This is a genomic window from Pseudovibrio sp. Ad37, assembly GCF_001623075.1.
Lineage (GTDB): Bacteria > Pseudomonadota > Alphaproteobacteria > Rhizobiales > Stappiaceae > Pseudovibrio.
In genome coordinates, this window is record NZ_LMCF01000008.1 from 1 (window position 1) to 26,740 (window position 26,740).

Below are 26,740 nucleotides of genomic sequence, written 5' to 3' on the forward strand. Positions count from 1 at the left end.
TCAGACAAACCTGAGATCTTCAACGTATGTTTTGCAGCAAACACAGTCGCAAAAATCGACTTAACATCATAACATGACCGTCACCCATGTCCCCGAATAAACGTCAACCATCTCTCCGGGACAAACACGAAGACCCGGGACCCATACCCTCAGTATTAGAAATTGACTGAACGCTTTCGTGAAAGAGCAACCAGTTATGGATCCCAGCTCAAAAGTTAGGATGACACCAAAGGAGTTTAACTGATGCACTCTCTTAGTGACTACCTGCTGTGAAACCGGAATGCACTCATGCTGATTGAGCGATAAGTGAAACTCTCATGCAGCTTCTCGCCAAATGACTTTTCTCCAGCAGCACCAAAAGCCACAAGAAGCGGAAGGAAATGCTCATCTGTTGGTAGTGCTTTTGGGTAGTATTTGTGGTTGCTGGAAGAAAGCAATGCACAGGTCTCTCCTCGTTCAGCCAGATCACTAACCCAGTGATCGAACTCAAGTGCCCAGTCAGGAACTTCGCCATTTGCGGCCACTGCGGAAAAGTTATGCGTTAGCGCACCACTGCCAATAACGAGGATGCCCTCATCCGCCAAAGGCGCAAGCGCACGACCCAGATTGTAGCTTTCCTCGCTGCCATAGGCGTAAGGCAGTGAGATCTGCACAACAGGGATATCTGCCTCGGGAAATGCAAGAGATAACGGGACCCATGCACCGTGATCTAAACCCCATGAATTATCTTCGCACACTGTCAGGCCATAGCGCGTAATGGCGTCATGTGTGCGGGCAACCAACCAGCTTGGTGCATCAGCAGCGTACTGCATGTCATAGAGTTGCTGCGAGAAACCACGAAAGTCATGGATGGTCTTCAACGGGCCAGCTGACGTGATGACAAGCCGGTCTGTTTGCCAGTGAGGTGAAATGATCACGATGGCATTGGGCTTAACCTCTGAAACACAAAGGTTTTTGAGGAACTGGTGAGCTTCCAGCTCAGGTCTTATTGCGAGATCTGGTGCTCCATGGGGCAAAAAGAGGGGTGATTGTTTCATGTGAAACGCTTTTTTTGTTTCGGTTTGTTGATGAATTCCTTATTCTCAACAGTGTATTGCATTAGCGAATTGCGACCAATCTCAGTAAAGTTGATAGGACTGTTCACTGAAAGTGACCTTATCCTGAGATAAGGTCCTTGATCGAATTTCATGCGCCTACTGGAGGAAATTGCAAACTCCTGTTAGAAAAGACGCCTCTTATCAATGGGCCTCTTCATGACACCAAAACTAAAAATTACGCGCCTTCCTCACAGCGAAGGATTAGAGCTTCCTGCTTATCAAAGTGCAGAGGCTGCTGGTTTGGATTTGCAGGCAGCAAATACAGATGCGGTCGAGTTGAAGCCCGGACAGCGGGCGATGGTGCCAACAGGCTTGTCACTTGCGCTGCCATCTGGTCATGAGGGGCAGGTTCGCCCTCGCTCTGGTCTGGCCGCTAAACTTGGTGTGACGGTCCTCAATACACCGGGTACTGTTGATGCTGATTATCGCGGCGAAGTGAAGGTCATCCTGATCAATCTGGGGGAAGACACCTTTGTGATTGAGCGCGGAATGCGCATCGCTCAAATGGTTGTTGCTCCCGTTACGCAAGTGCAGATCGAAGAAGTCAAAGAGCTGGAAACCACCGAACGTGGTGCAGGCGGATTTGGTTCCTCTGGCGTTTAAGCGCATCTTCAAAGGATACGCTGGAAGAAAACTGGAGCATCTCGCGTCAACTCCCATGAAGGCGAGAGGCTCCGCGGAATACAAGGAATAATTATGAAGCCGGAACTGGTGATTTTCGATTGTGATGGCATTCTTGTCGACACCGAAACCATAGCGAATGAAGTCCTTTCTGACTTCATGAAGAAAATCGGCCTCGATTTTTCACCTTTGGAATGTCACCACCGCTTTACCGGTACCGCAATGGATACCATCAAGGAAGAGGCTGAGCGTTTAAGCGGCGAGAAGCTTCCTGATGACTGGGCCGCGCAAGTCCGTCAGGCTGATCTGGTCGCATTTGAAGCTGGTATTGAGCCTATTCCGGGTATTCTGGATGTTGTTGCACATCTGAAAGCAGAAGGCATTCCATTCTGTGTTGGCTCCTCAGGCCGCTATGAAAAGATGCAGATGACGCTTGGCTCCTCTGGTCTTTGGGAAACCTTCAAGGACGTGCTCTATTCCGCGCAGGATTGCAAAATGGGCAAACCAGCACCGGATATCTTCCTCTACGCTGCCAAGGGTATGGGTTTCAAGCCGGAGCAATGCGTTGTAATTGAAGACAGTATCGCTGGCATCAAAGCCGCGAAAGCCGCAGGAATGCGCGTCTTCAACTACACGGGCGATGTAAACGCAGACATCGAGCAAGCCAAATCTCTGGGCGCGACAACCTTCGGTCACATGTCTGAATTGCCTGCCCTGTTGGGTCTTGAAGCGCTGGATCCAACCACCGCGTAGCTCATCTATTTCTGAGGAAGCGGTCTTTTCTGCAAAAGACCATACTAAATCATCCCTCAGATAGAATGTAATTCTATGTTTCTGTTGTATTTTGCATCACGTTTCTACGTCCTATAGTTTTCGGGGTTTTTGAAACCTCGAAAACCCTCGTTACACTTCCTACATTTCATTAAGAAATTTAATGAGGCTGCAGCTCGGGATTCTTACGCCGAGACAGGGCTCAAACTCACAAGCAAATTGCGTAAAGGGGATTTCGATGAGCACTTCCAAGCCGGGTCGTGGAAAAATTTACTCTTCCATCACTGAGACTATCGGAAACACACCAATCGTACGTCTGGACCGTTTGGCAAAGGCTCACGGCGTAAAAGGCAACCTGCTTGCCAAACTTGAGTTCTTCAACCCGATTTCCAGCGTGAAAGACCGTATCGGTGTCGCAATGGTTGAGGCAATGGAAGCAGCGGGTAAGATCATTCCGGGCAAAACCACTCTGATCGAACCTACCTCCGGCAACACAGGCATCGCCCTGGCCTTCGTCGCAGCTGCAAAAGGCTACCGCCTGATCCTCGTAATGCCAGAGACCATGTCCATCGAACGCCGTAAGATGTTGAAGCTTCTGGGTGCTGAGATTGACCTGACTGAAGGTCCAAAGGGCATGAAGGGTGCTGTCGCACGCGCAGAAGAACTTCTGGCGGAGATTCCAGACGCAGTAATCCCGCAGCAGTTCGAAAATCCGGCCAACCCTGAGATCCACCGCAAAACCACAGCTGAAGAAATCTGGAACGACACCGACGGAAACGTTGACGTATTCGTATCCGGCATCGGCACGGGCGGCACCATCACTGGCACTTCTCAGGTGCTGAAAGAGCGCAATCCAGCCCTTCACGTGGTCGCTGTTGAGCCAGCTGACAGCCCGCTTCTGTCCGGCGGTCAGCCTGGTCCGCACAAAATTCAGGGCATCGGCGCTGGTTTCGTACCGGGCGTTCTGGATACCGCTGTTTATGATGAAGTGGTCACCGTTTCCAATGAAGACTCGTTTGCACTGTCTCGTGAAGTGGCGAAAACAGAAGGCGTTCCGGTCGGTATCTCTTCCGGTGCGGCGCTGAAAGCTGCGATCGAAGTTGGCAAGCGTGATGAGATGGCAGGCAAAAACATTGTCATCATCATCCCAAGCTTCGCGGAGCGTTACCTCTCAACCGCTCTCTTCGAAGGTCTGGATGTATAACAGATTGCCACTGCTCGATAATTTAAGCAGAAAGAAAACCGGCTTCCAAAAGCCGGTTTTTATATGTGAGACGCTAGTAGTATCGATAGTTATGCCTGCACAGTAGGTCTATTTTCTTCGAGCTTCACATGGTTATCAAAAATTATCTTTAGCTTTGATCGTAAATGCTGCTGCTTTGAATTAAATTCACCTTGAGTCCCGTCCCTCGTTGAGTGCAAGACGTTGTCAAGAACTGGCCAGAATGAGTCATTAAATGGGTAGAGGTATTTAAGTTGCTTTGCCATATGCTCTACATCATCGCCGCTTTGAGCAATAATCCATTCTGCCACGTTGTGAAGGTCACCTATGTCGTAAGGCAAGGTATATTGGGTCTTGAAATGTGCATGTAGTGAATTGATTTGGCGATGAACGTCTTCCTCACTTAACTTCGCGAATATTAAGCCGATTACAGCAAGTAGAATTGAGGGATCGTCGACGCTATCAATAACATGAACGCCTTTCTTTTTTCGATATTTTGTTTTCCGCATGCTTAGGCGTATGTTTTCGGGGACGCCACTAAGAGTGTCCGTAGATTTGTGCCGTAGTATGAACGGAAGCAATCCGAGCGCGGCAGCGCCCAGCACGATGAGAATGATTTTCATTTTAAACTCCAAATTAAAAATAATGCCTATTTTAACTAATTAGAATTTAAGGATTGAGGTGTGTCAATACCGCGCATTTATCATTTCGAGTCTGAATCGAACCTTGCTTACTCAGGCGGTGTGCCGTTTCTGTCAAGAATTTCGCCAGTTAAGTAAAGTGAGCCGCCAAACAGAATACGCGGCGCTTCGTCTTCATCCTGCGCACGTCGTCTGATCTCCGCAATTGCTCTGTCCATAGTGCCGTGAGCTGATGCTGAAAGACCTGCGGCCTGCGCAATCTCGGCAAGTTCAATCGGAGACCGTCCTGCACTTGTGGTGGTCAAAGGCACGCAGATGACATGCTTCGCCAGCCCTTCAAACTGCTCAAAGAAACCTTCCGGATCTTTCGTGTTCATCATGCCCATGACCAGATAGGTCGGTCGGGATGCCTTATCCGTCAAATCCGCGAGAAAAGAAGCAATCACCTTGGCCGCGCCGGGGTTATGCCCGCCATCAACCCAGATCTCACTGCTTTCTGGCAGCTCGTCAAAGAGTTTACCTTCATAGAGAGGCTGCATCCGTGCTGGCCAGTTGATGGAGCGCAGCGCTTTATCGCAAGCAACCCGCGCCTCTTCGCTCTCTAGCAAACCGGCCACCCTCAGCGCAGCCAATGCAAGACCGGAGTTGGACATCTGATGGAAACCGGCAAGCTTTGGCGGTGAAAGGTCCAGCAAGCCAAACTCATCCTGATAAACAAGCCGCCCGCCCTCTTCCCAGGCAGAAAACTCTTGTCCCTGGAACCAGATCGGCGCGCGCTCCCGCCCGGCTTTGTTCTCAATCACATCCCACACGGCATCCGCTTGCGGTCCCACAACAACAGGACAACCCGGCTTAATTATCCCAGCCTTCTCCAGCGCAATGCCTTCAAGGCTATCACCCAGGAAATTCTCGTGGTCTTTTGAGATCGGAGTGATCACACTCACCAGCGGCTTCTCAACAACGTTGGTGGCATCCAGAACACCACCAAGCCCGACTTCCAGAACAAGATAATCAGCAGGATTGTTGGCAAACAGGTAGAACGCAACAGCCGTTGTCGCCTCAAAAAACGTCAGCTCATGACCATCATTGGCTTTCTCAACCTGCTCAATCGCTTCAAGCAATGCATCATCTTCAACAAAGCGTCCTGTACTACCCAGCCGAATGCGCTCGTTGAAGCGAACCAGATGCGGTGAGGAATACACATGAACGGTTTTCCCCTGTGCCTCCAGAAGCGCCCTGATAGAGGCGCCAGTAGAGCCTTTGCCATTGGTCCCCGCTATATGGAAGACTGGCGGAATGCGTGTCTCAGGGCTCCCCAGCGCCTTCATGACCCGATGCATACGGTCTAAGGACAGATCAATCTCATCGGGATGAAGTTTCATCAAACGATCAAGGGCGGCTTTGATCTTGTTCATTGGCTATGCACCTTCAAATCTGCTGGGCATCTGAATAAAGAAAAAGCCCGGCACGGTATGCCGGACTTTTAAAAGCAAATCGCAACTCCGTGAGCCGTAAAGGCTTATTGGGTTGCAGCAACCTCAGTGCTAGCCTCTGGTTCTACAGGCTTTTCTTCAAGCACTGGCAGCTGAGCTTCACGCTTCATCAGCAGGTTACACAGGTTGGAAATGGTTTCTTTCAGCTCGTGACGATGCACAACCATGTCGACCATACCGTGATCACGCAGATACTCAGAACGCTGGAAGCCTTCAGGAAGCTTCTCGCGAATAGTCTGCTCAATCACGCGCTGGCCAGCAAAGCCGATCAAAGCGTTAGGCTCAGCAATGTGAACATCGCCCAGCATCGCGTAGGAAGCCGTTACACCACCGGTCGTCGGGTTGGTCAGCACCACAATGTAAGGCAAGCCTGCTTCACGCAGCATCTGCACGGTTACAGTAGTCCGTGGCAGCTGCATCAGCGAGAGGATGCCTTCCTGCATGCGTGCACCGCCGGAAGCGGCAAACATGACGAAAGGTGTTTTGTGCTCAACGGCATGTTCCATACCGCGAATGATCGCTTCGCCAGCTGCCATGCCAAGAGAACCGCCCATGAAGGCGAAATCCTGAACCGCAGTGGTCATGTCGTAGCCGTTCACCTTACCGCTGGCAACAACGACAGAGTCGGTCATCTCGGTTTTGGCTTTGGCATCTTTCAGGCGATCAACATACTTGCGCTGGTCGCGGAATTTCAGTGGGTCGACAGCAACTTCTGGAGTCTCGATGCTGGTGTATTCACCCTGGTCAAAGAAATACTCCAAACGCTTCTTGCTGGAGAGGCGCATATGAAAGTTGGAGTTTGGTACAACCCACTGGTTTGCCTCCAAATCGCGATGGAAGACCATCTCGCCAGTTTCAGGGCACTTGATCCAAAGGTTTTCCGGAATTTCGCGCTTTTCGAGAAAGCTGCGGATTTTCGGCCGTACGACGTTGTTAATCCAGTTCACGGGCTGCCGCCTGTCTTTAATTTCGTTTTCGATTTTTAATGGCCATTAAACGGGCCATACGTAAAGCAATACTTATTTCCGAGCTTTTTCTACACCCACACGTAGTGAGCGCACAACTTCGGTAACAGCAGCTTGTGTCTGATTTGTGGCTTTACCGTTGTCGTCAAGGCTTGTTCTAATCGCCTCAACAAGAATGGAGCCAACCACCACGCCGTCAGCATACTTGCCAATTTCCTCTGCTTGTTCAGCGGTTTTAATGCCAAAGCCAACAGCAACAGGAAGATCAGTGTGGGATTTAATTCGTGTAACTGCCTTAGCAACAGCAGTGGTGTCTGCAGCGGCAGATCCGGTTACACCAGTTACGGATACGTAGTAAACAAAACCTGATGTATTCGCCAGAACAGTTGGAAGGCGTTTGTCATCAGTTGTTGGTGTGGTCAGGCGGATAAAGTTCACACCACCCTCAATCGCCGGAATGCAAAGTTCATCATCTGCTTCCGCAGGCACATCAACAACAATAAGACCATCAACGCCAGCTTCACGTGCTTCTTTCACAAAAGCAGCGCTGCCACGTACAAAGATCGGGTTGTAGTAACCCATCAGAACGATTGGAGTATCATTGTCCTTTTTACGGAACTCACGCACCATCTGAAGCGTTTTGTCCATCGTGTGACCATGCGCCAGAGAGCGCTGAGTCGCCAGCTGGATTGGAACACCTTCAGCCATCGGGTCAGAAAACGGCATGCCAAGCTCAATAACATCACTACCCGCTTCTGGAAGTACATCCAGAATAGCTTGTGAAGTGGCGAGGTCCGGGTCTCCGGCCGTAATAAAAGTTACGAGCGCAGGACGTCCTTCAGCCTTCAGCTTAGCAAAGCGTCGATCAATACGAGTTTCAATCATTCATCCGACCATCTGATGTATTGGGGCAAGCCCCACCAATCAATCAGCAAGGATGTAGGGGTGCAACTAGCCCTCTGTCAATAAACACAGCGCAAATTGAATGCGTTTCTGGCGAATTTTATAAGAAATAGACAACAGCTCCAGAGAATATCCAGCGATAAAGACTCTCAAGGTCTCAGATTGACCATTACGTCAAATATAATATTGCCTGCTCTGATCGTGAGCATATGGTGAACTCGACCCACTAAGCGGCAATAAGCACTGTATTTTTAGATCTGTGGTAGAACCAATTTTAAGCATCGAAATGCGATAAACAGCCATATCAATAATCAATTCAGTCCCCCTTAGACCATAGTTGTGTGGCTCATATGACAACCCTCTGCTTTGGTGCCAGCGTATTTTTTATGAGATTAGTTTTGGGGTAAGAGATGCCGGGATGGAAGGCGATAGTTTTTATGTGTTTGGCGATGGTTCTTTCCGCCTGCGTAGATGTTGAATTGCACTATGATTTTGCTGAAGACGGTTCTGTCATACAGCGCATGACCTACAAGATGACAGAGGCTACCTATGCCCGTATGCAGGAAAAAAAGAAGCAAAAATCAGGCCCGGTTCCTGTGGTGGCCTTCTGTGATAACAGCGAGGTAAAGCGGGAAAACGGGTTTGTGTTCTGCAGCAATGCCGTTGAACAGAGTTTATCGGATTTACTCTTACCAGAGCAGGATATCCCTTCGCCCCCCAAATCCATGGGGCCATCCGTTCTCCAGTTAACTCGGGTGGATGATACGAGTTTACAAGTGGTCTTGAAGGTCTCGGATTTCAATAATGCCGACTCTGGAGCGACAGTTCTGACCACAGCCACCTTTCTTGAGAAAGCTGTGCTGTCTCAAGCTCTTGCTGAGCGCAACCTGACCGTAATCCTTAGCGGCCCTGCGCTTATCAATGCTTCTGGAAACAAGATCGCAGACACAACGCAATCAGTAACATCGATCCCACTCACTGATCTCATCACCGGCCAACTTGATGCAAAAGATCCCTCCGCCACTTTCCGATTTGCTCATTCCTTGCCTCCTGATAGAGAGAAGCAGGCAAAAATGATGTCTCAACTTTTCGAGGGCTATCAGTTCGACAATTGGGAAGACATGCACGGTCCAATATCGGATTACCTTCAACAGCAACCGCGTATGATGACTTGTGGAGTCCGCATGACAGAGCAGGCCTGTAAAGTTACGCGGGCAGAACTGGCTCAGCGCATCACGGCCGATAACACTGGCTTCAAAGAGCGGTTTATAAAGGTTCTTCACGCGCGTTATAGTATTCAGGATCTTCAGGACATGCTGGGGCTGGTTCAACAGAACCCTACTCTGTTCAAGTCACCCGTGTGCGATGACTTCCCACAAATGGACCGGCGCTGTGTGGTTATGGCACATACGGTGGATGCCTTGTTGCTCAAACACATCGTTGCGGCCAACGAGGCAGCGCAAGCGCGCGTGTCGCCCTTTTTAAAGGATGAGTGAGTGCGCCAGTAAAAGCAGCCGCAACACTCCGGAAAGCAAAAAAGCCGCAGATTATCTGCGGCTTTCTCAGTCTTGAAACTAAACGCTTATTAGCCGCGACGGCTTTCCAAAAAGCCAATAATGCGACGTACATCATGCAGCACTGGTTCTGCAATCTCAGCAGCACGCTCAGCACCATCACGAAGAACGGCATCAACGCTTGCAGGATCGTCCATGATCCGGCGCATCTCGCCGTTCATTGGCGCAAGTTTCTCAACAGCCAGCTCAGAAAGAGCTGGTTTGAATGCTGAGAACTGCTGGCCGCCAAACTCGCCCAGAACGTCTGCTTTGGTACGTCCGGAAAGGGCTGCATAAATACCAACAAGGTTGTCAGCTTCCGCACGACCTTCCAGTCCATCCACTTCACTTGGAAGAGCTTCAGGATCAGTCTTTGCCTTTCTGATTTTCTTCGCAATCGTGTCTTGATCATCAGTCAGGTTGATGCGGGAAAGATCAGATGGATCAGACTTGGACATCTTCTTGTTGCCGTCACGCAGGCTCATGATACGGGTCGCAGGACCAGTGATCATTGGCTCGGTGACTGGGAAGTAAAGCTCATCCGGTGCTTCATGAGATGGCTCAGGGTTTGGAACTCCAAGACCCAGCTCTTTGATGCGATCAGCAAAGTCATTGTTGAACTTCTGCGCAATATCGCGTGTCAGCTCAAGGTGCTGCTTCTGGTCATCGCCAACCGGAACGTGGGTTGCGCGGTAAGCCAGAATGTCTGCTGCCATCAGGTTCGGATAAGCAAACAGACCAACAGAAGCGTTTTCTGCGTTCTTCCCTGCTTTGTCCTTGAACTGAGTCATGCGCTTCAGCCAGCCCATGCGGGCAATACAGTTGAAAATCCATGCCAACTCAGCATGTTCTTTCACCTGGCTCTGGTTGAAGATGATCGACTTCTTCGGATCAACACCGGCTGCGAGGTAAGCTGCTGTTACTTCACGGGTCTGCTGCGTCAGCTCGGCAGGATCCTGCCAGACTGTGATCGCATGCATGTCAACGATGGAGAAGATGGTCGGCATCTGGTCCTGAAGCGGAACAAAGCGGACAATAGCACCAAGGTAGTTGCCAAGATGCAGGTTTCCGGTTGGTTGAACACCGGAGAAAACGCGAGGCTGAAACGCCGTCATTGTAAAATATCCCTAGGCTTGGGCCTGTTGGAAGGGCCAGTGGGTTGCGCGAGCACAGTTTGAATGGGTGACAAACAAACTAGGACAGCCCGCGCAGATTAAGCCCGGTGGTTATGACTGCGCTTTTCCGTATGTGCAAGTGATTTGCAGAGTGAGAAAGCCTTTATCGCCGCAATTTCTGCAGTTGTGCGCGAAAATCCACGGTCCCGGTGAGCTGAACCAAAATACCAAAGGAAATCAGACCAATGGTGACGAGAAGGATGAGTTCACTGGCTCGCACAACAAACAAGTTGGAGGTTGAAAGCGGCTCCAAAACAAGCGTCCCACCATAGACGACAACGCCCATCAGAGCGCTTGCAAAACCCAAAAGCGGAATTCTCTTCAGCAATGCTGTGTCGACAACAAAATGACCACGCCTCCACAGCACAAAGGCCAGCAGCGCCGAGTTGACCCAACCCGCGGCAGTCGTCCCAATCGCGATGCCCACGTGTTTGAAGGTGGGGAACAACAAGATTGAGAGCGCCACGTTCACCACCATAGCAACAGCGGCAAAGTACATTGGGGTCTTTGTATCTTCCCGCGCAAAGAAGCCAGGGGACAGCACCTTATTCAGCACAAACGCAGGCAAACCAACGGCAAATGCCATCAAAGCCAAAGCAGTCTGCTCAACAGCAGCATCCGTAAACTGACCGCGCTGGAACAGTACGGAAATTACGGTATCTGGGATGATAACGAGCGCGACTGCAGCAGGTAGAGTAAGCGCAAGAGCGAACTCCATTGACCGGTTCTGCGTATGATGAACCAGCTCTTCCTGACCAGAGCGCAACTGCCGTGTCAGGCTTGGCAAAAGCACAACACCAATCGCGATACCCACCACACCAAGCGGCAGCTGGTATATCCTGTCAGCATAGTAAAGGTATGAATTCGCACTGCTTTCCAGCGATGCGATGATCGTTCCAACCGTGATGTTGATCTGCGTAATCCCCCCGGCAATCACACCGGGAACACCCAAAACCAGCAAGCGCTTTACGCCCGGCGTCCATCGTGGGCGCATGATAGGGACGCGAAACCCGAGCCGCTTCATGCCAATGGCAACAACAGCCAGCTGAACAACACCAGCAACCGCAACACCAGCAACCAACAGCACTCCGGTCGTCTGATCAGGCTCCATCCCATAAAAACCAATGGCTGCGAGCACGGCCATCATGACTACATTGAGCATGACGGGGGCTATCGCCGCTGCTAGAAATCTTTGAAATGTATTGAGAATTCCACTCAAAAAAGCGAGCAGAGACATAAACAGCAAATACGGAAATGCTATGCGTGACATGAGGACTGTGAGGTCGAATTTCGCTGGGTCAGAGAAATAACCCGGCGCCAGCACATGCACGAGCAAAGGCATGAAAACCTCGGCCAAAGCGAGGATAACCACCAGCGTCCAGAACAAAGCTGCCGCAATCTCACCAGCAAACTTCCGCGCGCCCTGCTCTCCGTCTTCCTCAACAGAGCGGGCGAACAGCGGTACGAAAGCTGAGTTAAATGCACCTTCTGCGAACAATCTGCGGAACAGATTTGGTAAGCGGAAAGCCACAACAAAAGCATCTACAACAGGACCAGTGCCTACAAAGGCAGCCAGCATCACATCTCGCCCAAACCCGCAGAGACGGCTTAGCATTGTTGCACCACCAACCGTGGCGAAGCTCTTGAAAAGGCTCATATAAAATTACTTACCTGTATGTTTTTGAGGTTTACGGCGTGAGCTCGTAGGCGCTTTTTGTGGCTTTTTACCGTCAAAGGCATTTTTGAGTCTATCGCGAATAGATTCCTGACGCCCCACATTGTGAACTTTCTGGCCAGTCAGATCGGTCACGTAAAATACATCGACCGCTTTCTCCCCAAAAGTCCCAACATGAGCACTCGCAATATTCAGGTTGAGAGCCGAGATCTCAGTGGTCAAATCAGAAAGCAAACCTGGCCGGTCAAGCCCGGTCACTTCAAGGACCGTATAGTTTTCTGACCATGAATTGCTAACCAAAACAGTCGTTTGCAGCGTGAACGCCTTGTTACGAGCATTCGGTTTTGTTGCTGCACCCTTCACCTCAGGAACAGGCGCAGTCCCCCGCAGAGCTTCTTTAATCAGACAGCAAATCCGCTCCCCGCGACGGTGCTCGTCATCGTCCTCAGGCAGCTCACGGCTGATGTAGATCGTATCCAGCGCGAGGCCATCTTTTGTGGTGTCGATGTGCGCGTCCACAATGTTTCCACCTGCTGCAAAGCAAGCCCGCGCAATTGTGGAGAGTAATCTTGGGTGGTCCGGTGCCAGAACGGTGATTTCTGTAACGCCTTCAAAAGCATGAGGTTCCACAGAGGTCGCCAGGTGTTCTTCTTCCTTATCTGTTTTGAGGATCAGGTTCGCATGGTTGATTTTGCTCTTCAGATCAACGCGCAGCCAATAGGCCGGATAGTGGCGATTGAGGTAATTATCCAGTTCCTCATCAGTCCAGCCATCCAGCTCTTCCGCCAGCTCTTGCTTCGCATGGTCAACACGTTGCTGCTGGCTCATACGGCCATGACCACCACTGAGGATCGTCTCGCTCTCATAATAGAGTGTACGCAGCAACTGCCCTTTCCAGCCATTAAAGACATTGGGCCCCACAGCCCGAATGTCAGCCACCGTCAAAATCAGCAGCAGCTGCAAACGCTCCAGACTCTGCACTTTACGGCAGAAATCCTTGATGGTTTTCGGATCACTCAAGTCACGAGACTGCGCAACGGTGCTCATTTCCAGATGCTGCTCGATGAGCCAGGCGACCGTATCAGTCTCTGCTGGAGAAAGACCCAGACGCGGGCAAATCTTGCGCGCAATCTTGGCGCCTGCAATGGAATGATCCTCTGGCCGTCCCTTCGCCACATCATGCAAAAGCACTGCAACATAAAGAACTTTTCGGCTGTGAACCGACTTGATGAGGTCCGTCGCCAGCGGGTGGCTATCACCACCCATCCCACGCTCAATTTCAGAAAGAACACCAACCGAGCGGATGAGATGTTCGTCGACAGTGTAGTGGTGATACATGTTGAACTGCATCATCGCGACGACCTTCCGGAACTCCGGCAGGAACTGGCCAAGGATGGACGACTCGTTCATCGCACGCAAAACGGTTTCCGGATCACTGCGACTTGTCAGGACCTTCAGGAACAGCCGATTCGCTTGTTCATTCTTGCGGAATTCCGCATTGATCAGCCGTCTGGATCGACGAACCAGTTTCAGCAATTCTGGGTGCATATCCAAATTGGTTTTGTCGATCAGATAAAACACACGGATCACATTGACCGGATCTTTCTCAAAGACATCCGGCTTCGCAGCAATAATGCGCCCGTTCTCGACAAGGAAGTCCTTGGTTCCTTTGATAGATCGCCGCTTATGCTTGCTTCCCGGAACAAAACTGCCAAGGAACCGCGAAATGCTCGGGGCGGATTTCACATGCTGCTCTTCAAGCGCAGCCGCAAAAATGCGTGTCAGATCACCAACATCCTTCGCAACAAGGAAGTAGTGCTTCATGAACCGTTCAACAGCCCGCATGCCGGGATGGTCCATGTAACCGAGACGGTCCGCAATTTCCCGTTGAACATCAAAGCTCAAGCGTTCTTCAGGACGGTTCGTCAAAAAATGCAGATGACAGCGGACAGCCCAGAGAAAATCCTGACTCTTTCGGAACCGATTCAATACGCGCCGCGAGAAGACGCCCTTTTCAACCAGCCCTAAGCCACTGGGAACGCGATAAAAATACTTGGCGATCCAGAACAGCGTGTTCAGATCCCGCATCCCGCCTTTGCCTTCTTTGACATTGGGTTCAACAAGGTAGCGGGACGCGCCATGGCGTTCATGACGATCATCTCGTTCAGCAAGTTTGGCAGCGATGAAATCCGGCCCTGTACCGGAAACAATTTCCTTGTCAAAGCGCTTGGTAAGCTCTTGGAAAAGCTCAAGATCACCCCAAACATATCGTGCTTCCAAAACAGCTGTGCGAACGGTCATATCTTCGCGGCACTGCTTGATCGTCTCATCAAGATTGCGCGTGGAATGACCGACCTTCAGGCCCATGTCCCAAAGCATGTAGAGGATGAACTCAACAACCTGATCACCCCAGGGCGTTTGCTTATATGGCCAGAGAAACAGCAGATCCACGTCAGAGTGCGGCGCCATCGTTCCGCGCCCATAACCACCAACAGCTATGATGCTGATACGCTCGGATTTTGTTGGGTTTTCAACGGGATAAACATAAGTAACCGCGAACTCATAGATCACCTGAATGAGCATATCCTGCACGCAAGACAAGCGCTCGGAACATCGCCGGCCCTGCCCGTCTTCCATCAGGAGCTTTTCAATTTCTTTAAAGGCTGCTTTGTGCGTGGCTTTCAGCTTTGTCAAAACATCGCTGCGCAGCTTAAAGCTGTTGCCGTCGCCATCGTGCTTCTCAACCAGCTCTTTGAGTTCGTTGAGAAGGGATTGGGGATCAACCAGTTGATCTACTTTGAGTTCTTCAGGCGTCATATCAGCAGTCCACTTCAAAAGTCAGCAGACTGACTTTACAGAGCTTTGTCGGCTTAGACTAGATATTGTCGCGAGAGCTAACCACTCTTAGTTGATGAATGAGGTGCTCCAGGGATTCCTCTGAGAGTCCATTGATCTTCGAGGCAAGCATATTCGTCAGCTCGGTCGCCCGAGGTGTCAGGCCGCCGGTATCGATGGTGATTTTCGGGTTGGAAAGTTCCGCAAGTCTTTGAAGTTCTTCAGCTTCATCCCAGATCACGTTGAAGTAGGTGATCATGCGCTGAACCATGTACCAGGTCGGAGTACCGCGCTTGCCATGTTCAAGCGCACTCAGGTAGGCAGAGGAAACCGAAAGCGCTTCCGCCATTTCCTTCAGGGTAATCTTCTGCTTAGCCCGCAGTTCTCTAACCTTGGCTCCAAAAGGCGTCATCTTACTGAAATTCCTGCCTTATTTTTTGCGCTTACGAATGCGAACGTAAATCGCACCGCTGCCCCCATGCGAAACATGAGCTTGGTCGAAGCCTACCACACAGCTGCGCATATCAGGAAGAGAAAGCCACTGCGGTACCATTCTGCGCAACACACCACGATCATCACCATAGGGGCTGCTTGAATAGTCGAGCCCCTTACCGGTGATCACAAGCACGAGGGAGTAGCCCATAGCCTGCGCTTGATAGATGAACGAGGTTAAGCGTTGATGCGCTTGATACTGCGTCAAACCATGAAGATCGATACGCGCATCAATATAGCCCTTGCCCCCGCGGACAACTTTTTTGCGCTCTTTCTTATTGAGCGGTGAAAGCGGAGGCATCGCAGGAACAACAGGCTTGGGCGGGCTGTAGTCTGGTGCGGTCTTCCCTTTGGAACCACGAGACTTTTTGGCCTGAGGCTTCGGTGGAGAGGTCAGCTGCGGCTTAAGCTCAGGCTGAGACACCTCAGCGCTTTGAGCGTGCAGAAGGGACTGATCCGGCTCGGAAAGCTGTGTCGTGTCTTCCAGCATATCAGAAAGGCGCTCTTGATGAATAGGCGTCAGAGTGGCTTTCACCCTGTCCCACAAGCGCTTGTCTGCTTCGCTCAGCTGCTTTGTTTTGGCTCGCTTTGCGCGATCACCATTCGTCATCTATCCGATCCGTCCACGATCATTTATTATTTTGGAACAAGGAGATAGAATTCCGCACGGTGACGGATATTCCCGGCAACGGCACCTGCCTCTGCACCACTTCCTACATAGATATCGCCGCGTGCGGGGCCTTTGATGGCTGACCCGGTATCCTGAGCAACCATAAGTTTGGCGAAGCGATCACCTGATGTGTCGTAGGTCCTTAACTCACTAGAGACAAAAATTAAACTGCCATAAGTGTGCAGATCATCATCAATTGCCAGTGATCTCAGGTCCGTCAGGGCTGTTCCTGCCCCTCCAATGGCTGCAACCTCAGTGTTCTGCGGAGATTGTAACTCAAAGAAGATGTAGGATTTATTGTGCCGAAACACGTCTTTCTGCTGGGATGGGTTTTTGGATAACCAGGCACGAAGCGCATCCATGCCCATGTTATCTCTGGAGATTTCGCCTCGCTCAATCAACACACGGCCAATCGCGGTGTACTCATGACCAGACTTGCCTGCAAAAGCCAGACGCCGCAACTCGCCATTGGGTAGGCGAACACGAGCAGAACCTTGAACAGCTGTAAAAAATGCATCTATCGGGTCTTTCACCCAAAGCACTTCAAGGCCCATTCCATCCAGTGCTCCGTCCATCACATCGCCGCGTGTTGGCATCCCCTTCAGGTCTTTGGGATAGGCATGAAGGGGAACAACAAACTCGTCAGTGCGAACAAGTGAGCCTTCCAGCTCTGGCATGTAGTAGCCGGTCACAAACCCGTCGTCCTCTACGCGTTGAAGCGTAAAGTGCTGTTCTAAAAAGGTTTTTGCATCACTTGCGTTATTTACGTCGATTTTGCGCGATTTTGCGCAGATAGCGCGTAATTTTGCGTCGCTAATGCCAAATGCCTTTGTCGGCAGCGTTCGGCCTTCACTCGCCTCGCAGTGAGCCACAAATGCGGAAAGGGCCGCAGAATGATCATCTGCAGCCCATCCGTCGATTTCGTTGGGATCAAGTGGCCCGGAGAGCTTTGCGCTTCGCATGGTCCTATGGTCTTTTGTAAGGGTGTTTCCAGCTACAGCAGCAGAACTTATCCCCGCCGCGACGCCGAGTGCCATAATGAAACTCATAGCGTCGCGAGAGAAAGAAAACGTCATGCAGATTCAGTTGCAACCAGCTTCCAGTTTGGATCGTTCTCACCAGTTACGCGAGCGAAGGTCCAGATGTCAGTCAGGTCACTCACTGCGGTTGGGTCACCATCCACAATGCGGTTTTCAGAATCCCGTGTCGCGGTGATCAGCTGACCCTTGAAGCGAACAGTCACTTCAGCAAGCTTGTCTTTGTCGTTGAAGACCGCTTCCACAATGTCAGCTTTGTCGATGCCCACAAAGGTGGACTCAACACGCTCATTGCGGCTTTCCCGGTCATCAATCGCAGCAGAGAAACCACTGAACACTTCAGGAGAAAGAAGCTCTTTGAGCGTGCGGCGATCACCCTGCGCAAACGACATCAAAATGATTTCGTAAGCGCCGCGTGCACCTTCCGCAAACTCTTTTGGATTGAAAGACGGCTCAGCTTTCCAGATTTCCCGCAGGCCGTGATTCAACTCACTGCCTTTTTTGGCAAGCTTGTCGATTTCAGCCTCAATCTGTTCGCGAGCTTCACGCTCAGCGCGCTCAGGGTCATGTTGAACATGCTCACTGCCTGGAAGAGGAATAACATTGTCCTCATTCTCAGGAGCCTGAGTCTTTTGAGAGTCTTGTTTTTGCTGAGCAGAATACGGGTCAAATGGTTGACGCTCGTTACCGGTGCGATTGCCCAAAACGGAGCGTAACCGCAGGAAAATAACAACTGCCGCAATAAGGAAGATTATGTTGTAGACGTCGAATATTTCGTTCATTCCGAGTACCGACCGGTCCTTTACTCGTGGGCTGCCAGGCGCCGATGATCAAATGCATTAGATATCTAGATAATGTGCTCTAGCGCATTTTTACAGGCTCTGTCACTAATTTAAGGTTTCTATCAGCAACATCCAGCTATTTCGTGTCCATCCCAACGCCTTTTTAAAGTCTTACCACGCAAGTATAAGCTAAAATCAGTCATTGCAATTCTGTGAAGATCACCCACTATAAGTAAGATCGCTTCAAAAAGAAGTGATCAAAAAGCAAAATAAACCTGAACCTACGCGGACGCTATGCCACTCGGACTTATCATTCTTGCCTGTTTCATTCTGCTACCAACCATCGAGATCTATCTCTTTATTGAGGTTGGAAGTGTTATCGGGGCAATTCCAACAATCCTGTTGACTGTAGCTTCCGCAGCTGCCGGCACCTATATGCTGCGCCAGCAGGGGCTGTCTTTGCTCATGCGCATGCGCGCTGAAATGGACTCGGGACGAGTTCCAAGTCATGAGATGATGCATGGCGCGATGATCGTGTTTGCGGGCCTCATGCTGTTGATTCCAGGCTTCTTCACAGACGCCATCGGCCTTCTGCTCTTCATCCCGCCACTTCGTGAGGTGATTGGCAACTATCTGGCGCGCCACGTGAAGGTACAAAACCTCAACGTCAACCCGGGTTACCGTCGCCGCGATGGCACTGTGGATCTGAATGAAGACGAGTGGAGTTCCTCCCGTCATACAGAGCAGGATGATGACCCTTCCCGTCCTCGTTCCAATGACCCGGACCAGATCAGCCCATGGTCCTCTGACGACGACAAGCGTCGCTAAATCCCGCCAAGCTTAACGGAGAGCCGCCTGAACTGCCTCAGGGCTCTCCAGCAACGTTGCGACCAGCGCGATCAGATAAGTGACGTCCAGCTCTTGCTTTGCATTCCAGGTGGTTGAGAAGCACCAGTTGTTTCCGTCGATGTCTTCCAGCGCATACGTCATGTTGAGCACGCCAATCTCACTACCACCCTTATAAGCATAAGACGCCCAGTTATCCGGTTCGGCCACACCCGGATTTACGAAAACTCCCTTGATGTCCTTCACTTTTGTTACAATCTTGCACAGTTCGCGGTTCGAAATGTACCACTCGACACCTTCCGTCAAAGGCACGGAAACCTTGTCAATCGGTGGAAGTTGAGCCGGTAAGGCAGTAAGAATCCGCGCCCGCTCCTCTGGCCCTGCTTGGCGATAAGCTTCTGCAGCTTGCTCATCCGCTTTCAGGTGAAACAGCTGCTGCGTCGTCAGAGCCGGTGAACTCTCTCCCGGCAGCATCACACTTTCCTGCCCCACCAGATCCATCAGCAAGTCCGTGGCCGTGTTGTCGGAGATCTCGATCATGTTGCGCGCCACATCCAGCAAAACAAACTTCTTGCCAACCGGCTCATTTTGCATTGTGCCACCCGGATACGAGATATGCCGTTGTTCCAGCGTGATTTTGTCTTGCCAGCTCAGGTCTCCGTCCCTGACCTGCTGCGCCACCTGGTCCAGCACATAAAGCTTGAAGGCAGATCCGACAGCCAGCTGAGCGTTACTGTTATTTTCAGCATGCACCTTCCCGTTCTGCATCAGCAAAAAGCTCTGCGTCGCGGTCTGCTGCTTCATGTGTTCCAGCAGGTCTTCGTGTTTCACATCCTTCACAAGTGCAAAGCGAAACAGCAGTCCCGTCAGCTGACCAGTCTTATTCTGCTTCAAAAACGTTGGAATCCTGTAGGATTTCGTCTCAACAAGAAACTTATGCGGTTCCTTGGTCGCGATAACATGAAGCGCAGGACCATAGATCGAACGTTGTTCTGAAAGAATGGAGACGAGAAGTTCTTTCGGGATCTTCTTGTAGACTTCGGGCGCAAAGTCATCGGCATCAAAGTCCGGCCTATTCCAGATTTTCTTGAGCAACTCTGGCGGGCTTGTGGCCTCCTGAGCGCTTAAGGGCTGTGGAGCGATGACTAAAACTGCAACAGCGCATAACGCCTTAAAATACCTAAGCAATTGCATCTCCAGAATATCCGGTGGAACTATATGTATCCTAGGCGCATAAAAACTAACATTACCTTAGGTCATAAAGATACAAGCCATAACATCAGGCCGCGTTGCAAAGTCTCAGGTAGCCCTTTGGCAATCAGGCGCGGTAACCAACAATTAAAGTTGAAGAGATGCCGCTAGTATTCGCATCCCTTAAAACTTATGATTGCACGAATTAATTAGTAAATTTATGGGCGGTATTACATGGCGGCGCACCAAACCTCCAGTCGTGTGGATTGGGTTGACTACGCGAAAGGCTTTTGCATCTTTCTCGTGGTGATGATGCATTCAACCCTTGGGGTTGGAAGCGCCATTGGTGAAATGGGGTTCATGGGCGACATTGTTGCCTTTGCAAAGCCCTTCCGTATGCCGGACTTTTTCATGATCTCCGGCTTGTTCCTCGCCTTAACGCTGGATCGGGACTGGCGCCTGTATCTGGATCGTAAAGTCGTCCATTTCTTCTACTTCTACATTCTCTGGCTTACGATCCAGTTTGGAATGAAAGCACCGTCCTTCGCAGCAGAGTTCGGCTGGGATGGCGTGTTGATGCACTACGCGCTCGCCTTCGTACAACCATTCGGAACCCTCTGGTTCATCTACGCCCTGCCCGTTTTCTTCGTCATCACCAAACTGCTGCACTCGCTAAAAGTGCCGTGGCAAGTGACCTTGCTGGTCGCTGCTGGCCTGCAAATCAGCGCGTTGCACACCGGCTTTGTGCTGATTGACGAGACAGCCGCTCGCTTTGTGTTCTTCTTCGCAGGCTACATTTTTGCGCAAAAGATCTTCGTCATTGCTGACTGGGTGCGTGAGAATGTGCTGAAAGGCTTGGCCTTTGTGTTTGTCTGGGCCGTCGTCAACGGCCTCTTCGTTGGCTACGGCTATGCCGACCTGCCATTCGCCTCGCTTGCTCTGGGCGGTTTGGGCGCATTGGCGGTGATCACCGTTTCTGCTCTGCTTTCCAAGGTGAAGGCGTTGGATCTGTTGCGCTATATGGGCGAAAACTCCATCGTGATCTACCTGTCCTTCTTCTTCCCGATGGCTGTATCGCGCATCATTTTGCTCAAACTGGGCATCATTCAGGATGCAGGCGTGATCTCGCTAATCGTCACGTGCACAGCAACCATCGCGCCGATGGTCCTGTTCTGGCTGATTACCAAAATAGGCTACGGCCAATTTGTGTTTAAGCGGCCAGCCTGGGCCTACATCGCTGAAATGCCGCGCGCCAAGAGCCCTGCACCGTCACCAACCTGATATCTGCGCAAAACCGCTGATCTGCCTAAGCCTCCGGAGCCGCTGCTTTTGGGGGCTTTTTGCATGCATGTTCAGCAAGTGCCAATTTTAGTGGTTGAGTTCAGAAGGTCTTTCCGGTCTTTGCTTAGGCTTTGCGGAAGCAAACTGTGTGACAAGATCAAGGAACGTATCTCCATGAAACTCGGGGCTCTCAGGGTTCTGCCGCTTCTCTTCATTCTCGTGGCTGTCGGTTGGCTGGAGCTACGCCCCCACCCCGCTGTTGCGCAAAAAGAAGATAAAGCACGTCAAATCCTCAATGAGACCGTCGAGAAGTTCGGCGAAATCAAAGCCATGAGCTTTACCGTCTACGCGAGTGAGGAGCGCATCTTTAAAGACATGGTACCGCTGAACTTTGTGTTTGAATACACAGTCAACATCCTCGGACAGGGTGATCTGAAAATCGACCTCCCACGACCCGATGGTATGAGTGAAATCTATCTTGATGATGGCATAATCACCTACTTTGATAAAACGCGGAACATCTACACCCAGGGTGATTTCAGAGGCACTTCCTCGGAATTTATTGAGGTGCTACGCACTGATTTCCAGCTCACATTGCCTGGTATTGATCTGGTCAACCCGGAACTGGACCAGATGCTCGACGACCTGACAACACGGTCCGTCTATGTCGGGCGTGAGGTTCTGCCAGAAGGGGTTGCCCATCATCTTGCCTTTTTTAACGATCAGGTAGATTGGCAATTGTGGGTCTACGAAGACAGCGGCCTGCCCGGTTATCTTATTATCACCTATAAGGACCTTGTTGGTTTGCCTCAAACACACCTGTCCTATCGAGGATGGAAGCTCAATCGTCAGTTCAAAACAGAAGACTTCCGCTTCAATCCTCCTGAGGGGGCTGAGCGCTTCAGCCTGCCCGCCCTTTCAGCAGTAGAAAACGGAGGGAGCTCAAGATGAGTTACTCCACCACAGCACAGCTTCTCAGCAACTTACTCAGATCACTGGCCATCCTGACCTTCATCACAGGCACTGGCATGCTCACAGCCCAAGCGCAGGAAACTCCGCCTCCCCCTAAACACGCTACACCCGCCGAAGTTGTGGAGTGTGAGGAAGAGCACATGAAGCGTGAGGGCATAGCTGATCTGGGCGGCTCTCAATACCGCGATAAGATCCGCGATCTTTGCAACAAATCCGTACATGGCGCTGACAAAGCAGAGGCAGGAAAAGAGCCAGCCACCAACGATTATTACTTCAGCGGCGACAACAACGGCTTTGTCTATGAGCTCAATGAAGAATGTCAGCAGATCCGCATTCAGGATGAGCTGATTTTCATCTGCCCGGAAGGCAAATACAAACCAACCATCCGCAACAACCAATCCGGTTTCATGCCTTATTTAGAGCCCGTGGAACCCATTAGGCAGGGTGAGAAGCCGTGAGGCAGTCACCCTCCGCTAAAACATCATTGAAAAAGGGTTAATTCCTCTTTCTTTGTCGGCCCAAGGCGGGCATGATCCCGCTCATGTCGACACAATCCATTGCACCAGCTCTCACAGAGAACGATCACCTCATCCTGATCGATGGCTCTACCTTCATTTTCCGCGCATATCATGCGCTGCCGCCGCTTACTCGCAAGCCCGACGGACTGCCCGTTGGCGCGGTTTCCGGCTTCTGCAACATGCTTTGGAAGATGATGCAGGAAGGCCCCACCAAAGAAACTGGTGACGAGCCAACCCACTTTGCCGTGATTTTCGATAAGTCCGGCAAAACGTTCCGCAACGATTTTTACCCGGAATACAAGGCCCACCGCCCGCCACCGCCGGAAGACCTGCGCCCGCAGTTTGGCCTGATCCGTCAGGCAACGCGCGCATTCGGCGTGCCTGCCATTGAGCAGCAGGGTTATGAGGCGGATGACCTGATCGCCACCTACGCCCGTCAGGCAGCCGCACAAGGCGCCCGCGTTACCATCGTCTCCGGCGATAAAGACCTGATGCAACTTGTCACCGACAAGATCGGCATGGTCGACACCATGAAAAACAAGGTGATCGGCAAGCCAGAGGTCTTCGAAAAATTCGGCGTTGGCCCGGAAAAGGTTGTCGAAGTGCAGTCGCTCGCGGGCGATAGCGTCGATAACGTGCCCGGTGTGCCAGGCATCGGCCTCAAAACCGCCGCTCTGCTCATCAATGAGTTTGGTGATCTGGATAGTCTTCTGGCACAAGCCGGCACCATCAAGCAGAAGAAGCGCCGCGAGAACCTCATCGAGTTCGCTGAGCAGGCCCGCATTTCCAAGCGCCTCGTGCAGCTGGAAGAGGCCGTGCCGGTGGAAACTCCGGTTGAAGACTTCACCGTGTGTGATGTGGACGGCGCGCAGGCTGTCGGCTTCCTCAAAGCCATGGGCTTCACCAGCCTCACCAAAAAAGTGGCAGATAAAACCGGCGCTGTGCTGGAAAACATCGAGCCAATTGAGCCTGTGATTGAAGGCTGGGAAAGCACTGCAAAACCGGCAGAACAAGCTGAGGATTCTGCGGGAGAACTTGAGGGTAAAGCATGGACTGCCGCCCCTCTGGCAGAGAAAGTTGCAGCTGAAATATCTGCGCTGCCTATAGATAATTCCGCATACGAAACAGTTTCAACCGCTGAGCGCCTCAAAGAGTGGATAGCTGAGGCCTATGAAGTGGGCTACGTGGCTGTGGACACTGAGACAGATGCCCTCAACGCCATGGAAGCTGGCCTTGTTGGCGTTTCCCTCTCCTGCACTCCGGGCAAAGCCTGTTACATCCCGCTGGCGCATGTGGATGGCGAAGGTGATCTCTTCAGCGGCGGTGCGCTGCTGGAGGGCCAGATCCCGTTAAACGAAGCTGTTGCCCTGCTCAAGCCAATGCTGGAAGACCCGGCTGTCCTCAAAATCGCGCAGAACATGAAGTACGACTGGCTCGTGCTCAAGCGTTACGGCGTGGAAATGGCACCGTTTGACGACACCATGCTGCTCTCCTACGCGCTGGACGCAGGCATGGGCGGCAATGGTATGGACGAGCTCTCGCAGCGCTGGCTCAACCACACGCCAATCCCGTTCAAGGAAGTGTGCGGCTCCGGCAAATCGCAAATCTCCTTCGACAAGGTGCCGCTGGACAAAGCCACCTCCTACGCGGCAGAAGATGCAGACGTCACCCTGCGCCTCTGGAAAATCCTCAAACCACGCCTCGCAGCTGAGGAAATGACCGTGGTTTATGAGCGTCTGGAACGCCCGATGGTCGCCACGCTGGCCAAAATGGAGCGCCGCGGCATCTCCATCGACCGTCAGATGCTCTCCCTGCTCTCTGGTGAGTTCGCTCAAGGCGCAGCCGCGCTGGAAGCTGAGATCCATGATAAAGCGGGCGAAATCTTCAACGTCGGCTCGCCAAAGCAGCTGGGGGAAATCCTGTTTGGCAAAATGGGTTTGCCGGGCGGTAAAAAAACCAAAACCGGCGCTTGGTCCACCTCGGCTTCTGTGCTGGATGACCTCGCCGCGCAAGGCCATGAGCTGCCAAGCAAAATTGTAGAGTGGCGCCAGCTGAGCAAGCTGAAATCCACCTACACTGACGCCCTGCCAAGCTTCATCAATCAGGAAACGGGCCGCGTCCACACCTCGTTCTCGCTGGCGTCCACCTCCACGGGCCGTTTGTCCTCTTCCGAGCCAAACATCCAGAACATCCCGATCAGAACCGCTGAAGGCCGCAAAATCCGTCAGGCGTTCATTGCGGAGAAGGGCAAAAAGCTCATCTCTGCCGATTACAGCCAGATTGAACTGCGCGTGCTCGCCCATATGGCCGATATTCCGCAGCTCAAACAGGCGTTTGCTGATGGGCTCGACATTCACGCCATGACAGCAAGCGAGATGTTTGGTGAGCCGATCGAAGGCATGGACCCAATGGTCCGCCGCCGTGCAAAAGCGATCAACTTCGGCATCATCTACGGCATTTCCGCGTTCGGCCTCGCCAACCAGCTGGGCATTTCACGCGGTGAAGCAGGCGATTACATCAAAACCTATTTTGAGCGCTTCCCCGGCATCAAAGAGTACATGGAAGAAACCAAAAAGTTCGTCCATGCAAACGGTTACGTCGAAACCATCTTTGGCCGCCGCGCCCACTACCCGGATGTAAACACCAAAAACCCGAACATGCGCCAGTTCTACGAGCGCGCAGCCATCAACGCCCCAATTCAGGGCTCAGCCGCAGATATCATCCGCCGCGCCATGGTGCGTATGGACCAGGTTCTGGAAACGGCAAATCTGGACGCGCAAATGCTGTTGCAGGTGCATGACGAATTGATCTTTGAACTGCCTGAGGATCAGGTAGACGAGACCAAAAAACTCGTCATCACCACCATGGAAAATGCAACAGAACCCGCCCTCCAGCTCTCGGTCCCCCTCAAAGTAGAAGCCGAAGCAGCCACCAACTGGGAAGAGGCGCACTAGCGCCTTTTCACCCCTAAGGGCAAGGCAGTTAGCCCTAGCAAACAGTGCGATCCCGGGCCAAGCACCCCGCCAACCCGGGCCGCACAAAACCACGCACATAAAGCCTTTGCCCACCAGCAGACCACGAACACTGAAGCCGCCAAGCCACACCCCTTCGGTGTCTTCCCGGCCCCCGAGCCGGGACCCATGAGGCGCCACCTCACACTCAGCTGCTCTTATCGCCCGCACTCCCCAGCAGCCACCTCATCAGCACTCTCACCAATGCCCTCACAAGCAGCTCTGGATCCCGGATCCCCGCTCCGCTCGTCCAGGATGACGTCAAAGGGCAAAGCAATCCCACACTCCAACACCGTCATCCCGCACTTGATGCGGGACCCAGCAAACCTCACGTGCTCTAAACGTTCAAGAAAACACACCCGCAAACAAAAGCCTCTCAACGACCCAGCACACCACCCCCCGGTGTCTTCCCGGCCCCCGAGCCGGGACCCATGGGGCTCAACCTCAGACATTGGCTCAAGCAGTACTCAATCCGCCGTGCCATGGTGCATATAGAAGAGGTTTTGGAAACAGCAAATCTGGACGCGCAAATGCTGTTGCAGGTGCACGATGAATTGATCTTCGAACTGCCTGAGGATCAGGTGATCGAGACCAAAAAACTCGCCATCGAAACCATGGAAAAAGCCACGGAACCCGCCCTCCAGCTCTCGGTCTCCCTCAAAGTAGAAGCCGAAGCCGCCACCAACTGGGAAGAGGCACACTAGCACCTCTTTTTCCTTCAAGGCAAGGCAGTTAGCCTCTGCGATCAGCAGCGAGCCCCGGGCCAAGTAAACCACCACCCGGGGCCTCTCCCTCCACTGCCCTCACAAAGCCCTCACCAGCACTCCCTCGAGCCTCTAAGCCGCCTAGCCACACCCCTCGGTGTCATCCCGGGCTTTGATGTTTGTCCCGGAGAGATGGTTGACGTTTATTCGGGGACATGGGTGACGGTCATGTTATGATGTTAAGTCGATTTTTGCGACTGTGTTTGCTGCAAAACATACGTTGAA

General features: G+C 51.9%; 23 protein-coding genes. 10 read left to right on the plus strand and 13 right to left on the minus strand.

All coding sequences use genetic code 11. The annotated features are described in order from the left end of the window. Positions 1-260: 260 nt before the first annotated feature. Positions 261-1,037, minus strand: coding sequence for a class III extradiol ring-cleavage dioxygenase (locus PsAD37_RS01600; RefSeq protein WP_063294654.1), 777 nt, complete (start codon positions 1,035-1,037; stop codon positions 261-263). Between the two features lie 204 nt (positions 1,038-1,241). On the opposite strand from PsAD37_RS01600, the gene dut reads away from it, so the two are divergent. The 3 genes from dut to cysK all read left to right on the plus strand — a co-directional run bounded on the left by dut (position 1,242) and on the right by cysK (position 3,693). Beyond that, entirely contained in the window at positions 1,242-1,700 is a 459-nt protein-coding gene (gene dut, locus PsAD37_RS01605; RefSeq protein WP_063294655.1) for a dUTP diphosphatase, read from the plus strand. A 93-nt stretch (positions 1,701-1,793) separates the two neighbouring features. Then, entirely contained in the window at positions 1,794-2,471 is a 678-nt protein-coding gene (locus PsAD37_RS01610) for an HAD family phosphatase (RefSeq protein ID WP_063294656.1), read from the plus strand. Positions 2,472-2,727: 256 nt separating this feature from the next. Then, positions 2,728-3,693, plus strand: a complete 966-nt coding sequence (gene cysK, locus PsAD37_RS01615) for a cysteine synthase A (protein ID WP_063294657.1) — start codon at positions 2,728-2,730, stop codon at positions 3,691-3,693. 89 nt (positions 3,694-3,782) lie between these two features. Here the strand turns inward: cysK and PsAD37_RS01620 are convergent, their stop codons facing one another. The 4 genes from PsAD37_RS01620 to trpA all read right to left on the minus strand — a co-directional run bounded on the left by PsAD37_RS01620 (position 3,783) and on the right by trpA (position 7,695). Continuing rightward, entirely contained in the window at positions 3,783-4,334 is a 552-nt protein-coding gene (locus tag PsAD37_RS01620) for a hypothetical protein (RefSeq protein ID WP_063294658.1), read from the minus strand. 107 nt (positions 4,335-4,441) lie between these two features. Beyond that, entirely contained in the window at positions 4,442-5,767 is a 1,326-nt protein-coding gene (locus tag PsAD37_RS01625; protein ID WP_063294659.1) for a folylpolyglutamate synthase/dihydrofolate synthase family protein, read from the minus strand. Between the two features lie 104 nt (positions 5,768-5,871). After that, entirely contained in the window at positions 5,872-6,792 is a 921-nt protein-coding gene (accD, locus tag PsAD37_RS01630; RefSeq protein ID WP_063292544.1) for an acetyl-CoA carboxylase, carboxyltransferase subunit beta, read from the minus strand. A gap of 72 nt (positions 6,793-6,864) precedes the next feature. Further along, positions 6,865-7,695, minus strand: coding sequence for a tryptophan synthase subunit alpha (gene trpA, locus PsAD37_RS01635; RefSeq protein WP_063294660.1), 831 nt, complete (start codon positions 7,693-7,695; stop codon positions 6,865-6,867). 428 nt (positions 7,696-8,123) lie between these two features. On the opposite strand from trpA, the gene PsAD37_RS01640 reads away from it, so the two are divergent. Further along, a complete protein-coding gene (locus PsAD37_RS01640) occupies positions 8,124-9,209 on the plus strand; it encodes a hypothetical protein (protein ID WP_153039660.1) in 1,086 nt (361 codons plus the stop codon). Positions 9,210-9,298: 89 nt separating this feature from the next. On the opposite strand, the gene trpS is transcribed toward PsAD37_RS01640, so the two are convergent. The 7 genes from trpS to PsAD37_RS01675 form a co-directional block, all read right to left on the minus strand. Next, positions 9,299-10,381 carry a tryptophan--tRNA ligase gene (trpS, locus tag PsAD37_RS01645; protein WP_063294662.1) on the minus strand — a complete coding sequence of 361 codons (1,083 nt, stop codon included), beginning with the start codon at positions 10,379-10,381 and terminating at the stop codon, positions 9,299-9,301. A gap of 163 nt (positions 10,382-10,544) precedes the next feature. Next, on the minus strand, positions 10,545-12,098 hold the full coding sequence (gene murJ, locus PsAD37_RS01650) for a murein biosynthesis integral membrane protein MurJ (RefSeq protein ID WP_063294663.1): 1,554 nt from the start codon (positions 12,096-12,098) through the stop codon (positions 10,545-10,547). A gap of 6 nt (positions 12,099-12,104) precedes the next feature. Further along, positions 12,105-14,933 carry a [protein-PII] uridylyltransferase gene (locus PsAD37_RS01655; RefSeq protein WP_063294664.1) on the minus strand — a complete coding sequence of 943 codons (2,829 nt, stop codon included), beginning with the start codon at positions 14,931-14,933 and terminating at the stop codon, positions 12,105-12,107. A 58-nt stretch (positions 14,934-14,991) separates the two neighbouring features. Continuing rightward, complete coding sequence (locus PsAD37_RS01660; protein WP_057463182.1) at positions 14,992-15,363, minus strand: helix-turn-helix domain-containing protein; 372 nt, start codon at positions 15,361-15,363, stop codon at positions 14,992-14,994. A gap of 18 nt (positions 15,364-15,381) precedes the next feature. After that, positions 15,382-16,053: a Smr/MutS family protein gene (locus tag PsAD37_RS01665; protein ID WP_063294665.1), complete on the minus strand. Its 672-nt coding sequence runs from the start codon at positions 16,051-16,053 to the stop codon at positions 15,382-15,384. A gap of 26 nt (positions 16,054-16,079) precedes the next feature. After that, positions 16,080-17,150: a murein transglycosylase A gene (locus PsAD37_RS01670; protein WP_208991631.1), complete on the minus strand. Its 1,071-nt coding sequence runs from the start codon at positions 17,148-17,150 to the stop codon at positions 16,080-16,082. Between the two features lie 35 nt (positions 17,151-17,185). Then, the gene (locus PsAD37_RS01675) at positions 17,186-17,932 is read right to left on the minus strand and encodes a Tim44/TimA family putative adaptor protein (RefSeq protein ID WP_057463180.1); all 747 of its coding nucleotides are present in this window, start codon (positions 17,930-17,932) and stop codon (positions 17,186-17,188) included. 294 nt (positions 17,933-18,226) lie between these two features. On the opposite strand from PsAD37_RS01675, the gene PsAD37_RS01680 reads away from it, so the two are divergent. Then, on the plus strand, positions 18,227-18,760 hold the full coding sequence (locus PsAD37_RS01680; protein ID WP_063286252.1) for an FxsA family protein: 534 nt from the start codon (positions 18,227-18,229) through the stop codon (positions 18,758-18,760). A 12-nt stretch (positions 18,761-18,772) separates the two neighbouring features. Here the strand turns inward: PsAD37_RS01680 and PsAD37_RS01685 are convergent, their stop codons facing one another. Next, positions 18,773-19,966, minus strand: coding sequence for a serine hydrolase (locus tag PsAD37_RS01685; protein ID WP_208991632.1), 1,194 nt, complete (start codon positions 19,964-19,966; stop codon positions 18,773-18,775). A 237-nt stretch (positions 19,967-20,203) separates the two neighbouring features. On the opposite strand from PsAD37_RS01685, the gene PsAD37_RS01690 reads away from it, so the two are divergent. From PsAD37_RS01690 to PsAD37_RS01715, 5 genes are all read left to right on the plus strand, one after another. Beyond that, complete coding sequence (locus tag PsAD37_RS01690) at positions 20,204-21,250, plus strand: acyltransferase family protein (RefSeq protein WP_063294666.1); 1,047 nt, start codon at positions 20,204-20,206, stop codon at positions 21,248-21,250. Between the two features lie 63 nt (positions 21,251-21,313). Further along, on the plus strand, positions 21,314-22,201 hold the full coding sequence (locus PsAD37_RS01695) for a DUF2092 domain-containing protein (RefSeq protein ID WP_063294667.1): 888 nt from the start codon (positions 21,314-21,316) through the stop codon (positions 22,199-22,201). Then, positions 22,198-22,680 (plus strand): hypothetical protein, encoded by a 483-nt coding sequence (locus PsAD37_RS01700; protein WP_063294668.1) that lies wholly within the window; start codon positions 22,198-22,200, stop codon positions 22,678-22,680. Before PsAD37_RS01695 ends, PsAD37_RS01700 begins: the two co-directional genes overlap by 4 nt. 71 nt (positions 22,681-22,751) lie before the next feature. Beyond that, positions 22,752-25,694 carry a DNA polymerase I gene (polA, locus tag PsAD37_RS01705; RefSeq protein WP_084407630.1) on the plus strand — a complete coding sequence of 981 codons (2,943 nt, stop codon included), beginning with the start codon at positions 22,752-22,754 and terminating at the stop codon, positions 25,692-25,694. 488 nt (positions 25,695-26,182) lie between these two features. Continuing rightward, positions 26,183-26,455: a DNA polymerase gene (locus PsAD37_RS01715; RefSeq protein ID WP_063294670.1), complete on the plus strand. Its 273-nt coding sequence runs from the start codon at positions 26,183-26,185 to the stop codon at positions 26,453-26,455. The last annotated feature ends 285 nt before the right edge of the window (positions 26,456-26,740 follow it).

What these genes read in the sequence shown, in the direction of transcription:
- trpS (WP_063294662.1), bottom strand. Translation starts at nt 10,381, where the DNA reads ATGACGGCGTTTCAGCCTCGCGTTTTCTCCGGTGTTCAACCAACCGGA.
- PsAD37_RS01690 (WP_063294666.1), top strand. Translation starts at nt 20,204, where the DNA reads ATGGCGGCGCACCAAACCTCCAGTCGTGTGGATTGGGTTGACTACGCG.
- PsAD37_RS01660 (WP_057463182.1), bottom strand. Translation starts at nt 15,363, where the DNA reads ATGACGCCTTTTGGAGCCAAGGTTAGAGAACTGCGGGCTAAGCAGAAG.
- PsAD37_RS01600 (WP_063294654.1), bottom strand. Translation starts at nt 1,037, where the DNA reads ATGAAACAATCACCCCTCTTTTTGCCCCATGGAGCACCAGATCTCGCA.
- PsAD37_RS01680 (WP_063286252.1), top strand. Translation starts at nt 18,227, where the DNA reads ATGCCACTCGGACTTATCATTCTTGCCTGTTTCATTCTGCTACCAACC.
- PsAD37_RS01640 (WP_153039660.1), top strand. Translation starts at nt 8,124, where the DNA reads ATGCCGGGATGGAAGGCGATAGTTTTTATGTGTTTGGCGATGGTTCTT.
- PsAD37_RS01665 (WP_063294665.1), bottom strand. Translation starts at nt 16,053, where the DNA reads ATGACGAATGGTGATCGCGCAAAGCGAGCCAAAACAAAGCAGCTGAGC.
- PsAD37_RS01700 (WP_063294668.1), top strand. Translation starts at nt 22,198, where the DNA reads ATGAGTTACTCCACCACAGCACAGCTTCTCAGCAACTTACTCAGATCA.
- PsAD37_RS01625 (WP_063294659.1), bottom strand. Translation starts at nt 5,767, where the DNA reads ATGAACAAGATCAAAGCCGCCCTTGATCGTTTGATGAAACTTCATCCC.
- polA (WP_084407630.1), top strand. Translation starts at nt 22,752, where the DNA reads ATGATCCCGCTCATGTCGACACAATCCATTGCACCAGCTCTCACAGAG.
- PsAD37_RS01670 (WP_208991631.1), bottom strand. Translation starts at nt 17,150, where the DNA reads ATGGCACTCGGCGTCGCGGCGGGGATAAGTTCTGCTGCTGTAGCTGGA.
- murJ (WP_063294663.1), bottom strand. Translation starts at nt 12,098, where the DNA reads ATGAGCCTTTTCAAGAGCTTCGCCACGGTTGGTGGTGCAACAATGCTA.
- PsAD37_RS01715 (WP_063294670.1), top strand. Translation starts at nt 26,183, where the DNA reads ATGGGGCTCAACCTCAGACATTGGCTCAAGCAGTACTCAATCCGCCGT.
- PsAD37_RS01695 (WP_063294667.1), top strand. Translation starts at nt 21,314, where the DNA reads ATGCATGTTCAGCAAGTGCCAATTTTAGTGGTTGAGTTCAGAAGGTCT.
- cysK (WP_063294657.1), top strand. Translation starts at nt 2,728, where the DNA reads ATGAGCACTTCCAAGCCGGGTCGTGGAAAAATTTACTCTTCCATCACT.
- PsAD37_RS01610 (WP_063294656.1), top strand. Translation starts at nt 1,794, where the DNA reads ATGAAGCCGGAACTGGTGATTTTCGATTGTGATGGCATTCTTGTCGAC.
- trpA (WP_063294660.1), bottom strand. Translation starts at nt 7,695, where the DNA reads ATGATTGAAACTCGTATTGATCGACGCTTTGCTAAGCTGAAGGCTGAA.
- PsAD37_RS01620 (WP_063294658.1), bottom strand. Translation starts at nt 4,334, where the DNA reads ATGAAAATCATTCTCATCGTGCTGGGCGCTGCCGCGCTCGGATTGCTT.
- PsAD37_RS01655 (WP_063294664.1), bottom strand. Translation starts at nt 14,933, where the DNA reads ATGACGCCTGAAGAACTCAAAGTAGATCAACTGGTTGATCCCCAATCC.
- dut (WP_063294655.1), top strand. Translation starts at nt 1,242, where the DNA reads ATGGGCCTCTTCATGACACCAAAACTAAAAATTACGCGCCTTCCTCAC.
- PsAD37_RS01675 (WP_057463180.1), bottom strand. Translation starts at nt 17,932, where the DNA reads ATGAACGAAATATTCGACGTCTACAACATAATCTTCCTTATTGCGGCA.